This is a genomic window from Bradyrhizobium sp. ERR14 (assembly GCF_014198235.1).
Taxonomy (GTDB): domain Bacteria; phylum Pseudomonadota; class Alphaproteobacteria; order Rhizobiales; family Xanthobacteraceae; genus Bradyrhizobium.
In genome coordinates, this window is record NZ_JACIHD010000002.1 from 142,750 (window position 1) to 167,112 (window position 24,363).

Annotated in this window: 20 protein-coding genes; 10 read left to right on the forward strand and 10 right to left on the reverse strand. The window is 60.5% G+C overall.

Annotated features, from left to right (window positions below):
- Positions 1-6 precede the first annotated feature (6 nt).
- From tssL to GGD62_RS07010, 5 genes are read right to left on the reverse strand one after another with little or no spacing between them, the layout of a single operon-like run.
- The gene (gene tssL, locus GGD62_RS06990; protein ID WP_183707710.1) at positions 7-1,530 is read right to left on the reverse strand and encodes a type VI secretion system protein TssL, long form; all 1,524 of its coding nucleotides are present in this window, start codon (positions 1,528-1,530) and stop codon (positions 7-9) included.
- Positions 1,527-2,864, reverse strand: coding sequence for a type VI secretion system baseplate subunit TssK (tssK, locus tag GGD62_RS06995; protein WP_183707712.1), 1,338 nt, complete (start codon positions 2,862-2,864; stop codon positions 1,527-1,529). The genes tssL and tssK overlap by 4 nt, the downstream gene beginning before the upstream one ends.
- A 48-nt stretch (positions 2,865-2,912) precedes the next feature.
- Positions 2,913-4,283, reverse strand: coding sequence for a type VI secretion system-associated FHA domain protein TagH (tagH, locus tag GGD62_RS07000; RefSeq protein ID WP_179737374.1), 1,371 nt, complete (start codon positions 4,281-4,283; stop codon positions 2,913-2,915).
- Positions 4,284-4,295: 12 nt separating this feature from the next.
- Positions 4,296-4,808, reverse strand: a complete 513-nt coding sequence (locus GGD62_RS07005; protein ID WP_244550696.1) for a DUF6931 family protein — start codon at positions 4,806-4,808, stop codon at positions 4,296-4,298.
- Positions 4,809-4,864: 56 nt separating this feature from the next.
- The gene (locus GGD62_RS07010; RefSeq protein WP_183707714.1) at positions 4,865-6,733 is read right to left on the reverse strand and encodes a type VI secretion system Vgr family protein; all 1,869 of its coding nucleotides are present in this window, start codon (positions 6,731-6,733) and stop codon (positions 4,865-4,867) included.
- A gap of 343 nt (positions 6,734-7,076) precedes the next feature.
- Here GGD62_RS07010 and GGD62_RS07015 point away from each other — a divergent pair, with 343 nt between their 5' ends.
- From GGD62_RS07015 to GGD62_RS07055, 9 genes are all read left to right on the forward strand, one after another.
- Positions 7,077-8,393: an ImpA family type VI secretion system protein gene (locus GGD62_RS07015; protein ID WP_183707716.1), complete on the forward strand. Its 1,317-nt coding sequence runs from the start codon at positions 7,077-7,079 to the stop codon at positions 8,391-8,393.
- Positions 8,394-8,506: 113 nt separating this feature from the next.
- Positions 8,507-9,031 (forward strand): type VI secretion system contractile sheath small subunit, encoded by a 525-nt coding sequence (gene tssB / locus GGD62_RS07020; protein ID WP_092258838.1) that lies wholly within the window; start codon positions 8,507-8,509, stop codon positions 9,029-9,031.
- Between the two features lie 16 nt (positions 9,032-9,047).
- The gene (gene tssC, locus GGD62_RS07025; RefSeq protein WP_177237211.1) at positions 9,048-10,550 is read left to right on the forward strand and encodes a type VI secretion system contractile sheath large subunit; all 1,503 of its coding nucleotides are present in this window, start codon (positions 9,048-9,050) and stop codon (positions 10,548-10,550) included.
- A 50-nt stretch (positions 10,551-10,600) separates the two neighbouring features.
- On the forward strand, positions 10,601-11,086 hold the full coding sequence (locus GGD62_RS07030) for a type VI secretion system tube protein Hcp (RefSeq protein WP_092258832.1): 486 nt from the start codon (positions 10,601-10,603) through the stop codon (positions 11,084-11,086).
- A gap of 230 nt (positions 11,087-11,316) precedes the next feature.
- Positions 11,317-11,823 carry a type VI secretion system baseplate subunit TssE gene (tssE, locus tag GGD62_RS07035; protein ID WP_244550710.1) on the forward strand — a complete coding sequence of 169 codons (507 nt, stop codon included), beginning with the start codon at positions 11,317-11,319 and terminating at the stop codon, positions 11,821-11,823.
- Between the two features lies 1 nt (position 11,824).
- Entirely contained in the window at positions 11,825-13,792 is a 1,968-nt protein-coding gene (tssF, locus tag GGD62_RS07040; protein ID WP_183707719.1) for a type VI secretion system baseplate subunit TssF, read from the forward strand.
- Positions 13,756-14,814 (forward strand): type VI secretion system baseplate subunit TssG, encoded by a 1,059-nt coding sequence (gene tssG / locus GGD62_RS07045; RefSeq protein WP_183707720.1) that lies wholly within the window; start codon positions 13,756-13,758, stop codon positions 14,812-14,814. Before tssF ends, tssG begins: the two co-directional genes overlap by 37 nt.
- A gap of 95 nt (positions 14,815-14,909) precedes the next feature.
- Positions 14,910-17,549, forward strand: coding sequence for a type VI secretion system ATPase TssH (gene tssH / locus GGD62_RS07050; protein WP_183707722.1), 2,640 nt, complete (start codon positions 14,910-14,912; stop codon positions 17,547-17,549).
- A 5-nt stretch (positions 17,550-17,554) separates the two neighbouring features.
- On the forward strand, positions 17,555-19,141 hold the full coding sequence (locus GGD62_RS07055; protein ID WP_183707724.1) for a methyltransferase regulatory domain-containing protein: 1,587 nt from the start codon (positions 17,555-17,557) through the stop codon (positions 19,139-19,141).
- Between the two features lie 88 nt (positions 19,142-19,229).
- Here the strand turns inward: GGD62_RS07055 and GGD62_RS07060 are convergent, their stop codons facing one another.
- Positions 19,230-19,841: a hypothetical protein gene (locus tag GGD62_RS07060; protein ID WP_312014249.1), complete on the reverse strand. Its 612-nt coding sequence runs from the start codon at positions 19,839-19,841 to the stop codon at positions 19,230-19,232.
- A gap of 232 nt (positions 19,842-20,073) precedes the next feature.
- On the opposite strand from GGD62_RS07060, the gene GGD62_RS07065 reads away from it, so the two are divergent.
- A complete protein-coding gene (locus GGD62_RS07065) occupies positions 20,074-20,949 on the forward strand; it encodes a hypothetical protein (protein WP_177237209.1) in 876 nt (291 codons plus the stop codon).
- A gap of 137 nt (positions 20,950-21,086) precedes the next feature.
- Here GGD62_RS07065 and GGD62_RS07070 read toward each other — a convergent pair whose 3' ends face one another.
- The 4 genes from GGD62_RS07070 to GGD62_RS41800 form a co-directional block, all read right to left on the reverse strand.
- Complete coding sequence (locus tag GGD62_RS07070; RefSeq protein ID WP_183707728.1) at positions 21,087-22,388, reverse strand: hypothetical protein; 1,302 nt, start codon at positions 22,386-22,388, stop codon at positions 21,087-21,089.
- A gap of 333 nt (positions 22,389-22,721) precedes the next feature.
- Entirely contained in the window at positions 22,722-22,985 is a 264-nt protein-coding gene (locus tag GGD62_RS40730) for a hypothetical protein (protein WP_246800004.1), read from the reverse strand.
- A gap of 69 nt (positions 22,986-23,054) precedes the next feature.
- On the reverse strand, positions 23,055-23,228 hold the full coding sequence (locus GGD62_RS40735; protein WP_246800005.1) for a hypothetical protein: 174 nt from the start codon (positions 23,226-23,228) through the stop codon (positions 23,055-23,057).
- Positions 23,229-24,012: 784 nt separating this feature from the next.
- Complete coding sequence (locus tag GGD62_RS41800; RefSeq protein ID WP_409333933.1) at positions 24,013-24,336, reverse strand: glycosyltransferase; 324 nt, start codon at positions 24,334-24,336, stop codon at positions 24,013-24,015.
- Positions 24,337-24,363 lie beyond the last annotated feature (27 nt).

Below are 24,363 nucleotides of genomic sequence, written 5' to 3' on the forward strand. Positions count from 1 at the left end.
GTCTGCCTATTCACTGCGCTCGATAAAGATCTCGACCCGCCGGTTCTTGGCGCGCCCTTCAGGTGTCGTATTGCTGGCGATCGGCGCATCGGCTCCCTTACCCTCGATGTCGACGCGCGAACCATCGGTCATGCCGGGTTTGAGTGCGGCGGCCACCGCCTTGGCTCGCTCGACCGATAACTCGAAGTTCGACGGGAAGCGCACCGTGCGGATCGGTGAACTGTCGGTATGGCCGACGACCCGGATGCGTCCCGGCTCCTTGTCGAGCGTTGCCGCGACGCGAAGCGCGACCGGCTTGAAGCCGTCGAGGATGGTCGCCTGACCCGAGGCGAACAACGCGAGGTCGCAAACCCTGATCACGATGAAGCTCGCAGTCTGGTCCGCCGTCATGGCGCAGGCGGTGTTCTCCTTCGCCAAGGCGTTTCGGATGCGCTGCAACTGGGTGATGCGGTCTGGCGGCGGCGGAGGTGGTGGCGGTGGCGGTGGTGCAATGACCCGGCGCTTGAGTTCGATTGGACCGTCCGGATGGAGCGCGAGCGCGACCTCGGCAGCATTCTCCGCCCGGCCGGCCAAAAGCGTCCGTAGCACGAAATAGGACCCGGTCAGCAGCGCCGCAACTACAGCCGCGACCAGCCAGACCGGAACACGCAAACGCTGCCGGCGGCTCGCCAGCGCCTGCCCGCGCCAATTGGGCGACAGGTCACTCATCGTTTTGGGCCGGACCCGGCGCAGCAATTCGTAAAGGTTACGCTGGACCAGCTGCAGGTTCGCAAGCCCGCCAGCCGATGTACGGTGAATGCCCTGGAAGCCGAGCGCCAGGCAGGCGTGCTGAAGTTCGAGCACCGGATAGTTGATCAACGGATCAACTTTCAAATGGTCGAGAATCTCGAAGAAGCGGACTCCACCGACCCGCTCGCCGAAGAATCGGCTCAGCATCGAATACTGTGTCCAAACGTGCCGCTCCTCGGTCGGGATGTGCTGCACGATATCGTCGGCCGTCGCACACAGGATGTATTTCGCGGTATTGGCCTGATACTCGGAAATGCCCGCTGAACGGATGCCCTTTTCGAAGAACTTGATGGCATCTGCGACCTGCTCCATCAGGCTGGCGAATGACGCACGCATGAGCGCCACCCGCAGGCGGCCAAGCAGTTGGAGCAACGGGCCCGCAGCGCGCATCACCGGATTGGCATTTGGCGCGACCAGATCGTCAACGCGCAGCGGCGGTCCCGGCGGCAATAGAGGCTGTGGCGTCTGGTTTTGCGCCGGCGTCGAGATCCATTCCTCGGTCGGATGGCTGACCGGCGGGGCGGCGTAATTCGAGCCCTGCGGGACGGGAGAAAACGACGGCGGTGCTGGCGTGTCGCGCGACGGCACGGGCGAAGGCGAATAAGCCGGACGTGCCGCAGGCAACTCGCCCGCCGGAGGCTGAGGGGTCGGCGCCGACGGCAACTTCCCGCCCGGGTTGGGACGAATGATCGTCCGTTCGCCCCGACCGAAAGGATTGACCGGCTTGTCCCTGTCGCTCATGGCCTGTCTTCCAGGATGGCCCAAATGTACAGCTCGAGCTCCGGCCAGTCGCCGGAAAAGTGCATCCCGATCGAGGCCGCCGTGCTGAACTCAGGCCATAGCGGCGACTTGCGGTCGAGATAGAAATAGACGTGATCGGTGATGGCACGGATGTGCGGTGGCGGCGTCGGCAAATGCACCAGGGTCAGACCCGGCAGGTTTGCGTGCACGATCTCGTTCATCTTCGTGTTCGGCCCGACCTTGAACAGGTGCGGGAAATCGTTCTGGATCTCCACGAGCGGTCGCCGCGCGGCAACCTCCAGCACCAGGGTCGCGGTTCGGAACAGCGCCCGATCCCGGATCGGCGATACGAAGGCGTTCTGAGCGCGTTCGATGATCTCCAGACGGATCGCCCGCCGGCCGAGCCGCGCGCTCAGGAAATCCTGGATGTCGCTCACCAGGGGCGTGAACACGTTTTCGAGATCGTCGTGATCGTACGTCGGATAGTTGCGCGCGCGGCGCTCGGCCGTCGCAAATGTCGCAAGTTCACCCGCGAACCTCAGCAGTTCCTCGTACAGCCGCTCAGGATGCACGCTGCCGGAACGCTGGAAATGGGTCAGGACGGGAATGGTGCGGTTCAGCACCTGCAACACCAGATAGTCGACGCTTTGCAAGCCGCCTCCAGACGACGGATCGACCGCGTAACGCGCAAGCTCGTCGAGCTTGGTCTCGACCCAGCCGATGACCCGGTTGAGCCAACCCTCGATGATCGGGTGCGCGGCGCAGACCAGCATCGGCGGCACGAATTTGTCATCGAACAGGATGTTCTTGTCGCGCACCTCCAGAATGCGCGCTATGCCGAGGCCCATATATCCCGGCTTGCTGGTCTTGCGCAGCTCGAACGACAGCCGTGGATAGGCGATGTCGATCTCCTCCTCGATGCGCAGCGCCGAGGTCGAGTCGATGAAGGTCTCCGACGTACGAACATAGCGACTGGCGCTATCGGTCCGGTCCTCGTCGACCTCGCGGGTATTTGGCGCCGCCACCGGCATCATCAGCCAGACGATCTGGCCCGCAGCCGTTGCCGGCACCTCGATCGCTTCCGGCATCGGGCTATCCGCGGGAATATCGAACGGCGTGCCGTCCGGCATGACGCCGGACGCATTGCGCACCGCGAACTTGCTCTGTTCGGTAAGATCCTTGTCGATCTCCAGCTGGGCGAAGCCCCAAGGGTACGGCGTGGTGTAGCGAACGCGCTTTTCCAGCAAATGCTCAATGTAGCGGTCGTTCTGCTGCAAATGATGCGGTCGCAGAAACAGACCTTCCGACCAAAAAACCTTGCTGTACCAAGACATTCCTGCATCCACTCAACAAATTGCAGCGACCGCACGGCCGCCAGTCGGTCACTTTGAATCAGCTTTATTCGCACGGTCGTAATAGTCGGCGAAATGCAACATAAAGATCTCGATCGGCGCGCCGCCGTCACGGCCGAGACGCGCCTTCCAACGCGCCAGGAATTCGTCCCAGAGCTTGCTCTTGTTCGTTCCGAACCAGGAGTTTGCGCCGCGCTGAAGCTCCAGTTCGCGCGCCATCAGCGTGGGGTCGATATCGGCGATCAGCTCATGGACAGCGTGTTGCATCGCCATATACGTCCTCAATTGATGTGATTTGAGGTCGCCGAAGGCCTGCGCCAAAGCGCGTTGCGCATCGAGGTAACTTCGCGTCTGTGGTCCGAACAGAATGCGCAAGGCCTCTTCCGAGCTCGGCGAGAACTTCAACGGATTGTTCTCGATGGCTTGAATCGTGGTCTGACTGGTGCTGCGTGTCAGCTGCTTGGCCTGGGTTCGCGCCTGCAGCAGCGCCATTAGATTATCCACAGTCATGCGCAAGATGATGCCAAGCTGTTCGGCGAGTTCAGCATCGCTCTGGTGAGCAAAGAAATTGTCGGGCAATCCGGCAGCGCGCGCCACCATCCGCGTGAACTCCACGCCGCCGGCTGCCATGGCCCTGACGGGTTCATCCTCTGGCGCCTGCGGCGGGTGGGACGCCTCCGCATGCTGCCGCGATTGCGCCGGCTGGGCAACGGCGGGTTCGTCATCCGTCCACACGGACGGCCGGCGCGGGGTCGGCACCGCCGGCGGTCGCTCGACCTGCGGTCTCGGGGCGGCAACCGGACCGGCCGCCCAGCTCATGTCATCCTGCGTAGAGGGCTGATAGGAAGGCATCGGTGACGAACGTCGGACGGGATCCACACCCGGTGCCGGGACGCTGGCCGCCCAATCGAGAAACTCCGGATTCACGGGCCGCGCAGCCTCACGCGGCTTCTTCAATTGCTGCGGGTCGATCGGCGGAGGTACGTCCCGACCTGCGGTCCAGAGCTCACCGTAGTCGGCGTGTTGCTGGACGAGAGATCCTTGGTGTTGCGCCTCATGGTTTGGTGCGCGCCCGCCGGCGTCATCCTCGAGCGAAACGGCGATGATGTAATGGCCGATCGTGAGCCGGTCTCCGTCGCGCAGGCGGTGCGGCCCTCGCATGCGCTGGTCGGCGCCGTTGAGAAAAGTGCCGTTCGTCGAGACGTCGTGCAGCCAATAGCCGCCGTCGCGAAACTGCACCTCGCAATGCTTGCCGGAAATCGTCCGCGCCGGATCCGGCAGCGTCCAGTCGAGGTGACGGTCCCGGCCAATATCGACCGAACGCCTGCCGGAGACCGTAAATGATACAGGTCCGCCATCCGGAAGATTCGGTTCATTCTCGATATTGAAGCGAAGCACCATCACGTCGTCTCGCTAGCGTGGAGGGCGCGGTTCGCCGCGTGCCAATTGAATACCATCCTTCAGGCACGTCGTCATTATTCGGTCCCGGGAGTCACGGGAAAGCCGGCAAAGGCCGATCAGCACGGCAGCCCGCACAGCCCGCGCGGCTTGATCGGGCTTGGCTTCAACCGGTGCAAATTCCGCGGGAACCACGCTTCCCCCAGACCAGCCGGCCGCCAGCGCGAGCCATGTTGCAGGCTGCTCGGGGTCGTTGGCATTGCCGACGGCCAGGGCCTTGTTCCGGGATTGCTCATCCGATTGGTGGACCCAGGTCTCGGCGAAATTCAGCGACCTGCTGTCGTCGGCGTCGAAATGGTCGAACATCCGTCGCAGCGAGCGGCACCCCCACGCGACGGCCACACGACGGGGGAGCAGGTAGGCGCAGAAGGATACGGCCTGGTGCCAGTTGCCCGCGTCGGCGGCCTCCTGAAGGAAATCCAGCGATGGCTTGTCGGCCTCGGCCTTGCCAATATCATAGCGCGCCATGGGATAGGCTTGAAGCAGATCCTGAACCGTACCGAACCGAGCCTGACCCATAACCATCAGCCGACAAGGGTTGGAGTGCCGTGGGCGACCAACGGACCGCCGGCTGATAGCGCCATGGCTGCCTGCGCCGTCATCGCGATCGTCGGCGCGTTAATGATGATGCCGCCCGGGGTCAGGATAATTTGGCTGGGACCCACCTGCAGGGTTATGGTCGCATTGGCCGTCAGCGTGATGCTGAGGCCTGCATTGACGGATTGATCCATGGCCAGCGTGACGTGCTGACCGCCCAATTCGATATCGAGTTTGTCATTGCCATTCTTGAGCGTCGTCTTGCGGGTGTCGCCGCCAAATGCCGCTTCGCCGATGGTCCTTGTCTCGGTGTCGCGGACCGTCACATCGTGGTCCTTCTCGGCATGCACCGTGATCTTCTCGGATCCTTTCTTGTCCTCGAAGCTCCACTCGTTGAAGCCGCCGCCTCCTTTGGTGGAGTCCGATTTCAAGCCGCCAATCGTTTTTTTCGACGGCAGGTCGTAAGGCAACTTGTATTCGTCATTGTACACGGTGCCAATCACCAGGGGCCGGTCGGGATCCCCTTCCAGGAACTCGACAACGACCTCCTGTCCGACACGCGGAATGATCTGACCGCCCCAGCGCTTGCCGGACCAGACCTGGGCCACGCGCAATCGGCACGACCGCTTCTTCTTGCGATCCCAGAAAAAGCGGACATAGATTTCGCCGAGCGACTCGACGTCGATTTCCTCGCTCGAATTGTCGTCCTTGGTCACCACTTTGGCGGTCTGGATGCCGTTGATCCTTGGTTTGGGCGTCATCATCAGCGCTCGAAACGGCCGATCGCTCGGCAGAAACTCGTAGCTGCCGAAATAGACGTGCTGCCCGGCGTCGCTCGGACCGCCGGTGCGATAGGATTCGATCGAGAACGAATGCGTGGAGCGCACCACGAGATACTCGATGTTTTGCGATTCCTTTGAGTGCTTTTCGAGCTTGGTCAACCCTCCCGGGAACAGGTTAACGGCGTCGCCGTTGCCACGCCGCCGACGATCCATCGCCTGCTCGGCCTGCAGCTGAATCTTCGCGTAGCGCTCACCGTCCGATTTCTCCTTGAACTTACCGGGAAAGTCGTAAAATTCCATCTCCGATCGGGTGTAATGTTCGGTGCCTTTGGCGTCGCTGATCATCTTCGCGTTGGGCTTCTGATAATTGTAGTCGTTGAGCTCGATCTTGCCGGTACGAAACCGGCGCTCCGAAACCCACTCGCAGATATGCTGCTCGCCGCGACGATCGGCTCCAGTCAGCGGTATGTAGGGGATCGTGGCGAGGCCGCCGATCGGGCTGTGCGAGGATTTGGAGTCCGCCAGCACGAGCGTGTGCTTACCCCCCTCATGCTTGAAGAAGTAGTAGATGCCATGCTGCTCCATCAGGCGGCAGACGAAGTTCAGGTCAGTTTCGCGATATTGAACGCAGTATTCGAGCTTCGGACAGGAGCCCTCTTCGGTCAGCTTGGATTCATAATCGGTGAAGCCGCGTTCATTGAAGACCTCCTTGATGATGTCAGGCGCCTTCTTGTCCTGAAAGATCCGGCAATCGGTGGTGCGCGACAACAACCATAACCAGGGTCTCAGCACGATCCGGTAGCTGAAATAGTCGTTCTTCACCCCGAGCCACTGAGCCTCCGTCAGAATGCCACTGAACTCGCGCTCCTTTTCATGCAGCTTTATCGTCAACGTGCACTGCTGACCGATCGCGCGATCGAAGTCGAGATCGGCATCTTCGCTGAGACACTCGATACGATATTCGAACAATTCGCTGAGACCTTCCGAGCCCTCGAATCCGGCAAAAACCAGAACGTCCTTGCCGAGAGGCGTCTTGAGTTCGCAGAGACGGGTATCCTGACTAAGCTGGCCCATGTGGCGCCTAAACTCCCTCCTCCGATCGAATGACCCGCCGCGGAGAGCTGATCAAACGCTATATGGTAGCCACTGAATCCTGCGCGCCACTTGCTGCGTTGGCAAGCCCGCCCCGGCGCAAGCCTTCACGCGTCCACCCGAATGGCCCAAAGAGCCACCCCCGCTATCAAGTAGTCGACTACAAGAGCTTGCCGGTTCACGCAAAAATGGCATGATCTCGGGAATGAACCGGGATCAGAAGGTGTCTCACTTACAAGAGACGATCGGATCATAATCCGCTGCATGATCCGCAAGTCGTCATTGGCAAGCAGCGGGACGCGATCGGGTGGTTGGATGGGTTCGTATGCTTGATGTCGCTTTACTGACGCAGCCCATTTCCGCTGACGATCCCTGCGGGCCGGATCTCGACGCCACAGGGGACGTCGAGTATCTCAACTTCTTCGCAGGTGCGGAATCTCTGCTCCCGATGTCGTTCTTTGACGTCGTCAACGCCAATGGAGAGCGTGGGCGCTTCGATCCGAAGGCGGTCGATTTTGCCCGACAGTTTGCCGCCGCGGAATCCCTTCTTGCGCGTACCCGCGATCTGCGCCTGAACATGCTGCTGGCCAAATTTTCCATTCTCAATCGCGATCTCGACGGTTTCCTCTGCTACCTGAAGGCAACCAACTTGCTGCTGAACGAGCAGTGGGAAGCAGTGCATCCAAGAAGCGAAGATGGCGACTACGCGCTTCGCGCCGTTACGGTTGAATCGCTCGACGTCTTCCCGACGGTCATCAACCCGCTGCAGTTCCTTCCCCTCATCGAGAACCGCAGATACGGCACCCTGACCTACCGTGCCTATCAAATTGCAATGGGCGAAATTCCCGCGGGCGCTGGCGACGCCGACGGGACCGATGTTGCAACCATCGAGCGCATCGTCAGCGAGACCGATCTCGGTATTCTAAAGGCAACCAGCGCGCGATGCTCCGCAGTCGCTGCCGAAATCTCGGGCATCAAGCAGGCTTGGCACGAAAAGTTGAACAGGGGTCCTTCCATCAGCCTGGACAGAGTGTCCGGCCTGGCGAACGGCATGGCCGCTTGGCTTGCAGGTCTGGTCACGTTGCGCGATCCGGCGGCGGTGGTTGCGGCAAGCGCGGAGAGCACCGAAGCCGTGGAGACAGAGGCGCAGCCGGCCACATCCGGGGAGTTAGCTTCTTCCGCCCAAGCCTCCGCGGCGCTTGCAGCAGTGACCGACTACTTTGCCCGAATGGAACCATCCAACCCGGCGCTGCTCCTGGTGCGTCAGGCACAGGAGATGATCGGCAAATCGTTTATCGAGGTCATGCGGATGCTCGTGCCATCGCACGTGGAGAGCGCCGCGATCAACATCGGGCGCGACAAGGTCTTCGACTTGCCGATCGAACGGATGGCGGAACTTGCTGCCCCACCCTCCGCGGGCACCGACAGCAACGATCAAGACGTTGTATTTTCAGCGGAAAACCGAGCGCAGGCATTGGGCCTGATGGCAAAAGTCGCGTCGTTCTTCCGAAGCGCCGAGCCATCCAGCCCCGTACCTCTTTTGCTCGATCGCGCGCGAGAGCTCGCGCAACGTGATTTTATCAGCCTTTTGAATGATGTTTTACCCGAAGGAACGCTTAAAACAATCGACAGGTCACATTGAACCGAGCTTTCGCTTGAGGGCACTAACTGGACACGAGGCTGTTTGCCGACCGCAACTCAAAGCGCCAGTCGATTCCGTGTCGGCGTCTTAAGCGATTTCGTAGTGAGGACACCATGGCTACAGACAGCGGTCAAAAATTCATTCGCCGAAACCGCGCTCCGCGCGTGCATATCACATACGAAGATCCCTACGACGCAGAGCGCCTGATAGAACTGCCGTTCGTCATGGGCGTCCTTTCGGACCTCTCCGGCAACAACCCGGGCGTCGAGAAGACGAAGGTCGAGGAACGCAAATTCCTCGAGTTCGACATGGACAATTTTGACAACCGCATGGCTGCAATCCAGCCCGGTGTGACGGCACGCGTCGCCAATCGCCTCACCGACGGGTCGGACGAAAAGCTCGCCGTCAACCTGCGCTTCAACAAGATGTCCGACTTCACACCAGTGGCAGTCGCCCGTCAGGTGCCGGCTACTGCCAAGCTGCTCGAGGCGCGCGAACAGCTTGCCAACCTGCTGCGCTACATGGATGGCAAGGTAGCCGCCGAGGACCAGTTGAAGAAGCTTCTCACCGATCCTCAACTGATGGCCGCGCTACGGGACCGAGCGAGCCAACCGAGCGAACCTGGCACTGAGAGCTAAGGGAAGGATGGGGACCATGGCAAAAGAAGCTGTTCAAAAAGGTACCAGCACCCAGGTCGGCACCGTCGAGGCCGACGAATTTTCCGCTTTGTTGAAGCAAAGCTTCAAGCCGCGCACTGAACGCGCAGCGACCGAAGTCGAAAATGCGGTATCCACGCTCGTGCAGGAAGCGCTGAAAGACACGAGCGTCATCAAGTCCGACGTAATCGACACCATCGAGGAAATGATCTCGCGGATCGACCAGAAGCTGACCGCGCAGATGAACGAGATCCTCCATGCGCCCGAGTTCCAGGCGATCGAAAGTGCCTGGCGCGGCCTCCACTACCTCGTCTTCAATTCCGAGACCGACGCCAACCTCAAGATCCGGGTGATGAACGTCTCGAAGAACGAGCTGTATCGGAACCTTCGGCTTTACCCCGATGCACGCTGGGACCAAAGCCCGCTGTTCAAGCAAATCTATGAGTACGAATTCGGCCAGCTGGGCGGCGAGCCGTTCGGCTGCCTGATCGGCGACTACTATTTCAGCCACCTGCCCACTGACGTGCAGTTGCTGCGCGATCTCAGCAAGATCGCAGGCGCCGCTCACGCTCCCTTCTTCAGCGGCGCCGAGCCGACACTGATGGGAATGGATTCATGGACCGAGCTGTCCAACCCACGCGACATCGGCAAGGTGTTCGACACGCCGGAATATGCCGCCTGGAAGGGGCTGCGCGATCAGGATGACTCGCGTTATCTCGGTCTGTGCATGCCGCGCGCCCTGGGTCGCCTTCCCTACGGGGCGAAATCGGAGCCCGTGGAAGAGTTCGCGTTCGAGGAGGAGACGGACGGACACACTGGCGACAAATATGGCTGGATCAACGCCGCTTATGCGATGGCCGTCAACATCAATCGCGCCTTTAAGGAGTTCGGCTGGTGCACGCGCATCCGCGGCGTGCAGTCCGGCGGAGAAGTTATCAACCTGCCGACGCACACGTTCCCCACCGATGACGGGGGCGTTGACCTGAAGTGCCCGACCGAGATCGCCATCAGCGATCGCCGCGAGCACGAACTTGCAAAAGCGGGCCTCATCCCGCTGATCCATCGCAAGAACACCGACAAAGCCGCCTTCATCGGTGCCCAGTCGCTCTACAAGCCGAAGAAATATTTTGGCGAGAAGGGCGTGGATGCAACCGCGTCCGACAACCTGTCGTCACGACTGCCCTATATGTTCGCTGTGTCTCGCTTTGCGCACTATCTGAAGTGCATGGTTCGCGACAAGATCGGATCCATGAAGGAGAAGGATGAGCTGACGGTCTGGCTGCAGACCTGGATCAACGAGTACGTTGATGCCAACCCAGCCCTGTCGTCAGAAGCTCAGAAGGCGCGCAAGCCGCTGGCCGCTGCGAAGGTAGAGGTCATAGCAAACGAGGAGAACCCGGGATACTACAACGCGCGCTTCTTTCTTCGTCCACACTTTCAACTGGAGGCGATGGACGTCGGCCTCAGTCTGGTTTCGCGCCTGCCGGGCCCCAGCTCATGACGCCGCAGCATCGCAACCGTAAACATGCAGAATTTTGAAAGGACTATGCTATGGCTGTCGACATCTTCCTGAAACTCGATCCGATTAAAGGCGAGTCGCTGGACGACAAGCACAAGGACGAAATCGATATCTTGAGCTGGTCGTTCGGCGAGAGTCAGACCGGCACATTCCACAGCGGCTCGGGCGGCGGCGCCGGCAAGGTCAGCATTCAGGATCTCCACTTCACGCACTTCGTCGACAAAGCCACGCCGGAACTCTTCAAAGTCTGCGCCAATGGCAAGCACATCGACACCGCGATCCTCACTGTCCGCAAGGCCGGAGAAAATCCGCTGGAATATCTCAAGATCGAGATGAAACACGTCATGGTCAGCAGCGTATCGACGGGCGGATCGCACGGCGAGGACCGTCTCACCGAAAACGTCAGCCTGAACTTCGCGAAGGTCAAGATGACCTACAGGACCCAAACGGAGAAAGGCGCTGGCGGAACTTCGCCGACGTTCGGCTGGGACGTGCCAGCCAACAAGGAATGGGCCTGATTTTCGGCCTCTGCTTGGCGCCGGTTGCGAACAGCGCGAACCGGCGCCAGCGTTGCAATTTTGATCCGTAGCTTTTGGCCGGCCCATCGTAAGTCGACGCCTGCTGAAGCGACCTCGGAGATCGACTAGCGCCCTGTCGATGCGTTTGGGCCAGGCGCCGTTTGAGTCAGGCGTCATGGGGACCGTAAATGACCATTGCACCAAAGAGGGATCGGCTCTCTCCTCCATTGATGCTGGCGTTTCGCTCGGCCCATGAAGCGCGCGATGCGCGCAAGAAGCTCAATTTGCGCGATGAGTTCGGTGAACGGGTCATTGCCGGGCGGCGCAGCGCGGGTCGCTTTCCGATCTCAGAAACCCTGCTGCGGCGCGAGGTCTCGCATGACCTCGAAACGCTCCTCAATACCATCGCTCTGGAATCGATCCTGGACCTGAACGGCCGGGATTGCGTGCGAACGTCGATCCTGAACTACGGCTTCCCCGATATCGCCCACAGATCGATCGACGAGGTCACCGACGATGAACTCACCGACGCGCTGCGCGCAACGCTGACGACTTATGAACCGAGGCTTGATCGCAAGTCGATCCGGATCCGCCGCGACGGCTCGGTCGGCCCCGAACAACTCAAGCTGCGCTTCATCGTTCACGCAGACCTGAAGACCGAGCCGCTCAACGTCCCTGTGGAATTCGTCGCCGACGTCGATCTCGACAGCGGCGACATTCAGATCAACCGACTGTAGCATGAATCGCGAATTCCTGGATTTCTACAACCGCGAACTGTCGCTGCTCTACGAGCAGGCCGGCGATTTCGCCGAAGAATATCCTGGCATCGCGGAGCGCCTGGGCGGCCTGGTTCGGGATCGGTCGGATCCGATGATCACCGGGTTACTCGAAGGCGCAGCGTTTCTCGCCGCCCGTGTTCAGCTCAAACTCAAGCATGAATTTCCGGAATTCACGGCCAACCTGCTCGAGCAGCTGGTTCCAAACTACCTCGCCCCTACCCCATCGGCCATGCTGGTCACGGCACGACCATCCTATGCCGACCCGGCGCTGCGCGATGGCAAGAAGATCGCTCGCGGCGCCTATTTCGACGCCACCTATCGCGAAAGAGAGCGAAGTCTTTCCTGCCGATTTCGACTCTGCCGCGATATTGCGCTCTGGCCGTTCGACGTCACGGGCGCCGAGTATTTCTCGACTGCAGGCGCGCTGCAAGCGCTTGGGATTTCGGTCGGCAGCGACGTCATCGCCGGACTGAGACTGTCACTGACGCATCGCACTGCGGCTCGGCTCGATGAGGAACCGCCGGGCGCAGAGAACCGGACCAAGCCGGAAACCTGGTTTGCAGGCTGCCGCGTCAGCGAACTCCCGATCTATCTGTCCGGCGCGGAATCCGATGCCATCGCGCTTTACGAGCAGTTGATCTCGAATTGCCGGGGCGTCTACTTCCGCCATCTCGACGACTTCGGCGACCCGGTGGTGACCGGTGCACCCGATGACTGCGTGCAGCAGATCGGCTTCGACGAGAACGAGCTGCTCTTTCCCAGCGACAATCGGGTGTTTCGCGGTTCGGAACTGCTGCGCGAATATTTCATGTTCCCGCGTAAGTTCCTCGGCATCAACCTGACGGGACTGCGCAGCGTGATGCCACGGCTGCGCAGCAAATCGATCGACATCGTCTTTGCCTTCGATGAACATAATTCCCGTCTGGCCGCCGCGGTGCGTCCTGATATCTTCATGCTCTATACGGCGCCAGCGATAAACCTGTTCGAGAAGACGAGCGATCGCATCGTCGTCAAGTCGAATACGCACGAGTACCATGTGGTGCCGGATCGCAGCCGCTATCTGGAATACGAGCCCCACCAAGTGCTCGAAGTCTACGCCCACTTTTCGGCAGAAAAGGACAAGCGGCCGGTGCGTCCGCTGTATTCGGCGGCTGTCGACCGGACCAGCGGATCGGTCGAAGGGCTTTATTTCACGGTGCGCCGGTTGCCTCGGCGCCGCACCGTGGAAGAGAAGACGTACGGCGCATCCTCCGACTACACGGGGACGGACATGTTCCTGTCACTGCTCGAGCCCGGTCAATTGAGTGGCGAAGGCCCGGTTGCCGAACTCAGCGTCCGGGCATTGTGTTCCAATCGCCATTTGACCGAGCATTTGCCGGTCGGCCAGGGCGGCGCCGATTTCCGCCTGCTGGATGATACCTCCCTCGATCTCATATGCGTCGCGGGTCCCACCCCACCGCGCGAGCCGGTGGTTGCCCAGTTGCGCAGCCGCAGCGAGATCGCCAATAGCGGGATTGTCAGCTGGCGGCTCATCAACATGCTGAGCCTGAACTATCTTGGCCTCGTCGAGCGCGGCGGCGGCAAGAATGCCGGAGCGCTGCGCGAAATGCTGTCCTTGTTCGCCGACCAGTTCGACGACGCCACAGAACGTAAGATCCGCGGCGTGCGCAGCATTGAAAGCCGGCCGGTGGTACGGCGAGTGCGTGAGCGCGCGGGCAGCGGCGCGGCACGTGGTCTGGAGATCACCGTCATTCTCGACGAGAAAGCATTTGAAGGCAGCGGGGTGTTTTTGCTCGGCGCTGTGCTGGAGCGTTTCTTCGCCGATTATTCGGGCTTCAATACGTTCACGCAGACGGTGATCTCGACGCCGGAACGCGGTGAGATCATGCGGTGGCCGCCGCGCATGGGCACACGGAGGCCGCTGTGACGCTGATCGAAGAGATGAAGGCCGAGCCTTGGCGGTTCGATTTCTTCAATACGTTGCGCCAGCTCGAGCGGGCCAATCCGGATCGGCCGCGGATCGGTGACAGTGCCACACGGCGAGAAGAATACGTCGACCTCGGCCAAGTGCCCTATTTGGAGTTCCCCGCCTCCAACCTCGCGGCGGTCGATGACCAGTCCGGCCGGCTCCGGATACTCGTCAAGTTTCTCGGCCTCCTGGGACCACAGGGCGCACTGCCGCTTGCGACCACCGACGAAAGCCTTGGTTGGTGGCTCATGCGGGACGACGCATTCCCGCGTTTCCTCGACCTCCTCAACGGACGCTTCCTGCAACTCTTCTTTCGCGCCTGGGCCGACGCGCGACCGATCGCGCAGCATGACAGGCCGGCAGAGGATCGCTTCATCGCCTATGTCGGCTCCTTTGCTGGTCTCGGCTCCGACGTTTTCGTCGATCGGGACACCGTACCGGACATGGCGAAGCTCAGCTTCGCCGGTCTGATCGCTCCCAGGGCCAAGTGCGCGTCACGGCTGACGCGATTTCTGCAGGGGTTGTTCGGCGTCAAGGTCGAGATCGACGAATTTGTCGGAACTTGGCTCTCCTTCGATCCGAGTCACTGCAGCCGTCTCGGCGGGACGCATGCGAGGCTCGGCCGGGACGCCCTTCTGGGCTCACGCGTCTTCAGCGTTGAGGACAAGATCAGGGTTCGAGTCTTCGTCAAGAACTTTACTCAGTACGAGCAGTTCCTGCCGACCGAAACACCCAATCTGTCGGAGCCACTGGCAGACGCCGTGTTCTTCTACATTGGCGATGAACTCGAATGGGAGGTGGAACTCGCCATTCCCTCGGGAGAGGTTGTCCCGGTCAGGCTTGGGCAGAGCGGTCGGCTTGGTTGGACCACCTGGGTGTCGCCGAACTGGAGCTCGACGGAAGAATTTCGCCGCGATGCCCGCTTTCAGCTCGGTGAGCGCCTGAGGGCCCGTCGCGCGGTCGATGCGGCTGCGATTTGAACCTATCCACCGCACCGACCGCCACAACACTAGGGATTTGAAGCATTTTCCGCATGGTGCCGGGCACCGCGGAGGAATTGAGCAGGAGGGCCGCCGTGACAGACATCAGCCTGGAAGCTGTAACGGGGAAACTGAACCGGGCCGGCTATGATGCCTTCATACAGGCTTTGCGCCATGCCAAGAGCGCCGGTAACCGCAATGTGGAGCTCGCGCATTGGCTGTTTCATATCCTGCAGCAGGAGCGCACGGATCTGAGCCTGTCCCTGGATCACTACAAGCTCGACCGCCCGCGCTTGTTGTCGGACATTGCGGGAGTCATCAATGGATTTCGCAAGAACGAGACCGACATGCCAGGTGTCGCCAATTCGGTCATCGATCTCCTCGATCGGAGTTGGCATTATGCGACGCTCTTCTTCGGCGAAACTCAGATCCGCACCGGCCATCTGCTTGTGGCAGGCCTGAAGTCGAACGATGTCCGTCGTGCCCTGAACAATCTCTCGCAGGAATTCGCGAAGGTCAACGTCGATGCACTGGCCGCCGAGCGCCGCGCGATCTGGTCCGGCTCCGATGAGGAGACCATGCGGCCGATGGACGGCTCGGGACTGGTCGGCGCCGGTACGGAGGGTGCGGACCAAACAGGTCCCAAAGGAACGACGCCGCTCGCCCGGTTTGCCCAGGATCTCACCGCCAAGGCCAGATCAGGCCAGATGGATCCGATCCTCGGCCGGGACGACGAAATCCGCCAATTGATCGACGTGCTGATGCGCCGGCGGCAGAATAACCCGATCCTCACCGGCGAGGCCGGCGTCGGCAAGACCGCCGTGGTCGAGGGCTTCGCGCAGCGCATCGCCGCTGGCGATGTACCACCACCGCTACGCAATGTAACTCTCTGCGCGCTCGACATCGGCCTGATGCAGGCCGGCGCTTCGATGAAGGGCGAGTTCGAACAGCGTCTGCGCTCGGTGATCGATGAGGTCCAAAACTCACCCACTCCCATCATCCTCTTCATCGACGAAGCCCACACGCTGATCGGAGCCGGAGGCGCGGCCGGCACGGGAGACGCGGCCAACCTCCTGAAACCTCCCCTCGCTCGTGGCACGCTCCGTACGATCGCCGCCACCACATGGGCGGAGTATCGCCAGTATATCGAGAAGGACCCCGCTCTCACACGACGCTTCCAGCCGATCCAGATCGATGAACCCGACGTCGAGACCTGTTGCATCATGCTGCGCGGACTTCTTGGTCCGATGCAAAAGCACCATGGTGTTCGCATCTCCGATGCCGCGATCGTTGCAGCCGTCAACCTCTCGCACCGCTACATTCCTTCAAGACAGCTCCCGGACAAGGCAGTCAGCCTACTCGACACCGCATCGGCACGTGTGGCCATCAGCCAGAGCGCGACGCCGGCTCTGATCGAGGACACGCGTGTTTCGATTACCGCTCGCGAGGCTGAACGGTCCGCGCTGGTCAACGACGCTGACCTCGGTATCACGAAGAGCGAGCGCATTGCCGCGATCGACAACGATATCGCAGCTCTGAAGGACAAGCTGGCGCACCACGAGGCCGATTGGGCCGCCGAGCAGGTGCTGGTCAAGGACATCCGCAGCATTCGCGAGATCCTGTCGGAGGCCAAGGAAGGCGAGGACCCAGCTTCCAGACGCGCGGAGCTGCGCGGTAAGTTCGAGACGCTAGAGGGCATCAATCCGGAAAAGCGGATGGTCTATGCCCATGTGGATCAGCAATCGGTCGCGTCCGTCGTATCCGACTGGACCGGCATCCCGGTCGGCCGGATGATGCGGGACGAGATCGAAACTGTCCTGAAGCTGCCGGAGATTCTCAACCGCCGTGTGGTCGGCCAGTCCCATGGGCTGACGATGATCGCCAAGCGAATCGAAACCAGCCGAGCCAAACTGGACAACCCGTCGAAACCAATCGGAGTGTTCATGCTGGCCGGACCGTCCGGGGTGGGCAAGACGGAAACCGCCTTGGCGCTTGCCGAGACCCTCTACGGCGGCGAGCAGAACATGATCACGATCAACATGTCGGAGTTTCAAGAAGCGCACACCGTTTCGACCTTGAAGGGCGCACCTCCCGGCTATGTCGGCTATGGCGAGGGCGGCCGCCTAACTGAGGCGGTGCGGCGCAAGCCCTACAGTGTCATCCTGCTCGACGAGGTGGAAAAAGCCCATCCCGACGTTCATGAGATATTCTTCCAGGTGTTCGACAAGGGGACCATGGAGGACGGCAACGGCCGGCGGATCGACTTCAAGAACACCTTGATCATTTTGACGACCAATGTCGGCACCGATCTGATCATGGGCCTCTCGCGTGACCCCAAGTATCGCAACGAGCCGGAAGAGCTCGCCAAGATGCTGAGACCGGAATTGTTGAAGGTGTTTCCCGCAGCACTCCTCGGACGCATCGTCTCGATCCCATACTTCCCGCTGTCGGACGAGATGCTCGCCGGGATCACTCGATTGCAGCTCGACCGGATCGGACGGCGGCTCCGCGACAATCATAACGCGGCCTTCAGCTACGACGATGTCGTCGTCGAGCACATTGTCGCACGCTGCAACGATCCGGATTCCGGCGGGCGCATGATCGACAACATCATCACCAACACCTTGCTCCCGGAGCTGTCGCGCCAATTCCTCAGCAAGTCGCTCGCCAAGGAAGAGGTCAAGCAAGCGCGAGTCTCGATCGAAAACGACAAGTTCGTATATTTGTGGAATTGAGGACGATGAACATTCAAACCGAACATCGCCCCGCGAGCACCGGTCCCACACCATATGACGAGGTCTTCTACCCCGGCCACGTCTACGGCCTCACTCATCCGAACCATCTCGCAACCATCGCTGCGGTTTATGGCATGCAACCCGCTCGGGTGGAACGCTGCCGGGTGCTGGAGCTCGGCTGCGGCGTTGGCGGCAATCTGTTGCCGATGGCCTTTCAATATCCGGCCAGCGAATTCGTCGGTGTCGACCTGAGCGGCGTAACGATCGAGCGCGGTCAACGAAATATCGCAGCCTTGGGCTTGAGCAACATCGAACTCCTGCACCGCGACATCATGGATGTCGACGCAAATTTCGGAGAGTTCGACTACATAATTACCCACGGCGTGTTTTCATGGGTGCCGCCGGCAGTGCGCGAGAAGATGATGATGATATTCAAGCAGAACCTCGCGCCGCAAGGGGTCTGCTATGTCAGCTACAATGCGCACCCGTTCTCGCACATGCGGGACATGGCCCGCGACATGATGCGGTACCACACCCGCCGCCTCACCAGCATGAAAGAGAAGGTAGGACAGGCCCGCGCAATCCTGAAGTTCCTGAGTGAGGGCTCGAAGGTTACCTCGGTTCACGGTGCGGTCATGCGCGACCAGTACAACCGCGTCCTCAAGTCTCCCGACGAGCTGTTGTTTCACGACGATCTCGACGACGGCGCCGAGGCATTCCTGCTGCACGAAGTTGTCGAGCGCGCAGGCTCCTGTGGCTTGCAATATCTGAGTGACGCCGATTTCTCGCGACGCAACCTGGCAGGCTATTCCGAGGAGGTGCGCGCGACGTTGCAACGCTTCCCGGACAGCGAGTTCATGGCGCGCGACCAGTATCAGGATTTCATCGACGGGAACGGCTTTCGCCGTACCCTGCTCTGCCACGACGACGTCTCGCTCTCCCGCCAGATCGACCTCGAATTCATCACCCGCTTTCATTTGCTGAGCACGACGAGCCCGGTTGATCCGGACGCCTGCGTGACCGACGATTCAGCGATGGAATTCGAGAATCAGGACGGTAGCACGATTAAGGTGACCAATCCGCTCCTGAAGGCCGCGCACCTGTGTCTCGGCCGCACCTGGCCTCGCGCACTGTCCTTTGACGAATTGCTCGCTGGCGCCCGGGCACTGCTTGGTGGCCGAATGGCAGATGATGACAGAAGGGCGCTGACTGAGGCGATGTTCATCCTGGCTTGCAGCGGCGAGGTCTCCTTCCTGCTGTCGCGGCCGTTCCTTTTGCAAGGCGCGTCGGACCGTCCGCAGGCGAGTCTTCTCGCCCGCAAGCAAGCGCAGACAGGTCCCCTGGTCACCAACCTTCTCCATCAGACGGTGCAGCTCGAGGATGACCGAACCCGGGACTTTGTGCAATTGCTCGACGGTACCCGGACCATCGACCAGATCACGACCGAAATGACCAAAAGATTCGGCGAGACCATCCGGATGGATCAGAGGGATAGCGCCGGACACCCCGCGGAGCCGTTGCTGCTGTCAACACGAGAAAGCGTTCAGCGTTCGCTTGCGATGGTCGGCAAGCTGGGTTTGCTGGGCGCCTGAGGGTCCAGCGGGTTGGCCTGCCCGAGAAAGAGGTCACGGCATGGAGGCGAGAGCTCCTGCTCTCTAACGGAAAAACAGCTTAGGTCGATCAGCCGTCGTGAGTGTATTGCTGGCCAAGAAGCCATCCAGTGACAATGCCGGCCGGACCGCTGGTGTAGACACCATTAAGGCCAACGCCGGCGCGCAGCATTCGCCATTCACTTTCGCCGACCCACGGAATTCCAGGATCACCCTTCTGATATTGCGACAGCAGCGTTCGGGCGACCTCTGCGGCATTTGCATAGATCGGCCCGTTGGCCCAGCGAGGTCGGGGCAGGCCCGTCATGCGGCAATAGAGGGCCGTGCAGACGTAGGCGGACGCCTCTTCCGCATTGGCGTCGAGACCGGTGCGCAAGAGATCGTAAGCGGCATGCAGGGCTTCGTGGACGATATAAGCCCCATCCATCCGCCCCGTCGCAGATACGACCTCAAGAGTATTCGCGGCAACCGCAGTACCGTCGGCTCGCGTTCGCGCGACGTCGTTATATTGCGCAGCAACACCGGCCGCGAGATCGGTCGGAACCCGGACGGTGACTTGTCCCAACCGGATGGCGCGAGCGACATGATGGAACGTTTGCGGTGCTATCGTCACGTGACTGCCGCGGATCGGAAACCGGAACCGAATGCGTGCGACCGCTGGGCCATTGAGCACGTCGAACACCTTGCTCCGCAGTGACATTGGATTGTCCTCGCTGTCGAGACCACCCCATGTAACGTGGTCGGCGCTGCCGGTTGGGAGGTTCAAACAGTCTATGCGTCAGCGTGACGGGAACTCGGTCATTGGAGATGACTTAGGCTGCCGGCAGCACAATTGAGCGAACTAAATTTTGAACCCGCCCCGCTTGGGGCAGACCAATCTGAGATTAGTCTTGCCCGCGGAGGGCGGCCCTGCGATGACCAGCAACCCGACGACGACCGACACTTTCCGCAAGATCGCGGCGCGGCTGACCATGTTTCGCCCGCAGATCGATCTGACGCAATACTTCGCCGGTCGCAACCCGGATGTCCGCCTTTATGACGAAAAGCCCTACATCAGGCATCAGCTCGAGCAGTACGGCGTGGCGGCCGCAACGAATACACTCGATGGCGTCACCTTCCTGCCAACGAACTGGTACGACCTGATCAAGAAGCTACGCATCGCCAAGACACCCGACGGATTCGACGCTTTCGCCGAGGGGCGCAGCCCGGAGAAATCATCGCATTGGGCCCTCGATCTGTCGATGGCTGCGACGATCGGCAAGGGTTTTCGAGAGATCTGGCGTCCGAAGCTGTCCGACAGGCCACTCTCAACGCGGGACCTCCCCGGCCGGCACGGCTTCGGGCTTGGACGCGACCGCGGACAGTGGAGCGACGCCTACAGCTCGCAATTCGGTAAGGACCCGCAACCGCAAGACATTACCTCGCTGCATTTCGCAGTGGCGCCCGATCGGGTCAACGTCCACATCGACGAAACAGGCTTCGTATTCGAGGGCGCAGACGGCGCCCTCACGGTCGGGCCGAACTTCGCGCACCACGCCGGCAACGAATTATTCTGGAAGAGCAACCCACATCTGCCGCGTTGGGCAGCCGAACATATCGACCTCATCCTGCCGAACAGTGCGAATGACTTTTCGCGCTTGGGCATTTCGGCCGACATCTACCGGCGCAAGGACTTGCGCGTCACGGTCACCGGCTCCTGCGGAATTTTCGGCGGATTCGAGTGCTCGGGAACGGTGAGCATCAGTGGGACGCACAATTTGCTCGGCTCGAAGCCGAAGGGCGCCCGCTAAAGCGGATCGGGCGCCTACAAGACTCTCACGCCGAGGATCCGCGATTGCCGCATTAAAGGCGGGCCCGCCGACGATCCCAGCGAAAGCGCCAGCAAGATCTCAACACCGCGTATGGGTTGTAACGTGGCACAGTTGCATCATCTGTACGACGGTAAGGGATCCAGACGTCGAGGCTTCGACTCGGGAAAAAACCGATGCGCGGTCGTGTCGCGAACGCCCATCAGAAACATGTCCGCCCAACCATAAATCTCGTCAATTTCCTTGCCGGTATCTACGGCACCCTTCACGCGCGCTTCGGGCCTTGGAGACCCGTCGATCATCCGGTTTGCCTGGTCGAGCGAACCCTTGTTTGTTTCGGCGAAGACAACGTTAAGTTCTTTCAACCGATTGACGATCGGCGATTCGATCCAGTTATGATGACCGAATCCTTCCCGCCAATCCTCTTCCAGGTTTTCTAGCTGCTCGAGATCGCTCAGACCGGCCTTTGCCAGCTCCTCAACGCGTCGTTTGTAGCGCGAGGATTTGCTCATAGCCGCCATCGCGCGATCAAAGACCTCATGGATGTAGTCGGCCCAGAGCGCCCTCTCGTAATGGTCGGCCAGAAAATGGCGTGCAATCTTCACCGGGATCTTGCCGAAGAATTCCCACTCGGCGGCCCATCGCATTCGGATCGTGTCGATGTGCTGGCGGACCGCCGTTCTCGCTTGTTCGACATTGCCCTTTTCGCGCGCCAACCAGGCTGCGCCGAACTCGGTCCCTTGGTTCATCCACATTTGAACGTCCCTCAGTTGGGACAGAACAACCTCGGCTGATTCGTCAACGAGCCTGCTGAAGTCTGCGTCCATATTTGCCGCAACAGACGGTTGATCCATGGGATAGGAGCCCCTGCGATCCGGGGCTGGAAATTTCTTGCCGATTTCTTTGCCAACGTCCTTGACAAGGTTGCCAAATATTGCGGCCTGCATCTTTGAAAATCGGTCGAGGGTCTGAGGTTCATTCATCTGCATCACGGAAGCCAAGTCCCACTTGTATTTCCGGACGGTGAAGCTTGGAACGAACTTATATTGAACCCAAGCACCGAGGAATGTCATCGCTCCGCTCGTCACAAGAGAAAAGATGAAAGCGAAACGGGCCGCGTCTGCCTTGTACTGCTCTTCAACCTCTGTGAATGTCTTCGCGCGCATGGCTACGGCGGTCGCGTAAGCGGCCGTGACATCCTTGAATGCGTTCTTCCACACCTTGATCTGAGCCTCGTAGTCTTTGTACACGCCATCAAGCAGCTTCCAGCCGTAATCGCCGAGATCACGTTCGTATACGACCTTGGGATCTCTCTCCCTGTCTGATCTGGGTCGGCCGGAAGGCGAGTCGTCGCGCTGCGCACGAGGCGTCGTTCCAGGCGGCAGGAACGGCTTGATCAGATCGATGGGCAGCGGCGCCATATCTCCCTCCTCAGTTTCTAACGCGCAAGTGGCATTCAGACTAAGACCATGAACGCCGACGGCCTCGCACCTTGGTGAGTGCTGGGCTTTCGCACCTGGCAATTCGTTATTGGTCACAGCGAAAGGCGGTCGGGTTCGGTAACGCCGCTTTTTTTGAACAGACTTGTTGGTTCCACTCCGTCGAGGAACCGGTGCTTTCGTGAACGGAAGAGCGAGTCAACGATAGAGATGCTTTGCTCAACTAACGGAGATTCTGCCAGCCTGCGTGCAAGTGTGATCGGCCGCACAAATCGTTCAACCCGGTACTCCCCCCTGCTTGTTGTCGGAAGGTGGCTAGATCGTTCCGCCGCCAACGAAGATTTCGACGACCACCGCCCGATTGGCGGCCCTGTTGATCACTGTCGTGTTGTCTTGCAGGTACTCGTAGTGTGGAGCTGGCTGAACGGAGAAGACGCGCGAGCCGGCGCTAGGGCCAAACAAGTGAAAGACATTCCTCGCCCGGCCCGTGCGCAGGAAAATGTTGTTCCGTTCATTGCCGGTGCTGTCGCTGTATCCGATAATCTGAAACTTCAGTGACTTGTCAGTCTCGAAACGCATAAGCTGCGCTGCCAGCAGTGGATCGCGCTTGGCGATGGTCTTGAGATGCCGCCAGTCGACGCCGAAATCTCAGATGATGAGATATTGGCAGGCACCCACCGGCGGGACCAGACTAACGTCCGCACCGATGTGGCCGACCTCGGTGCGGGACGTCGCAACTTCATTGGCCTGGTAGGGAAAGACGTCGGCGCTGCGAACCTTGGCAAGTGGCGCGCACTGTCGTTCCGGGGCCAAATTGGGCATCTTTTCGACGGGACCGGGCGGCGGGTATTGAGGCGGAGGTTGCGGCGCGCGTTCCATCGCAATTTCTCCTGTTGCTGGCCTGGCTCGTTCAAAGCTGAGGACTGAGGGAGCGTCGGCTCCCACCACGGCTTGACTAGTAGTGACGCGAGCGGTCGGCAGGTTCAAATGCGAGTTGCGGGTGCCACGGAATCACAGCGGCTTTGGTCACCCATACGAAACACGTCAAGTAGCTTGACCCTTCTAGCGCGATTTGTACTTGGTGAGATGGTAGACGCCAAGTGGAACGAGAGGGCTCCAGAGCGTTTTGAAACGTCCGTCCGAACTCACTTATCTGATTGGACGGGGACAAGCAGCCCTCCGCGGGACTTCGGTCCAAGCTCTGAGCAGCACGCAAAACGTGGAGCTTGCGCATGGACACCGAAAATCGCCCGACTCCTCGACGTACTTAGCCATCCTCTCGCGAGAAGACGCCGTCGCACGTCGAGATGCGCCCCCGAGAGGTGGCCGCATCGTCGACGTCTTTGAAGCGCTTGCCGCCGTCGGCATCGAAGGGCACCTCGTGATCTACGACGGGGTTTTTGGGACGCCGGCCACGTCGCGATCGGATCTCGATCGAAAGTTAGCGGATTGAGGGAAGTGCCCTAGAGGCGGCACGCCGCTCAAGTCCATGTTGGCGAGGGCAACCTTTGATTTCGAGCAGCCACATAAGGTCCTGCGATCATCGAAGATCGCATTCCGTACCAGCTCGCAGCCCATGCTTCGAGCGCAGCGCCTGAGACCAACATCACGCGCCCGTGGCGGCCAGCCCTTCGAGAAGCGCTACGGTGGCCGTCAAGCTTAGGCTCGGCGGGGTCATCTGATTGCTCACCTCGCGCGCCTGAGTGAGGCATCCTGGCTCCAGCACGGTTCGCAGGTCATCTCGAAGGGTCTCCACCGTAGTTACCGAGAACCGACGTGAGGTACCTACCCCCAGGCGTTTGATCTGTGGCCCCCATATCGGTTGGTCGGCGCCGATCCAGAGGATAAGAGTTGGGAATCCGGAGCGCACGCTGGAGGCAGTAGTGCCGGAGCCGCCGTGGTGAACGATGGCGCGGCAGCGCGGTAGCATCCTAGCGTGATTGACCGAGGGCAGATC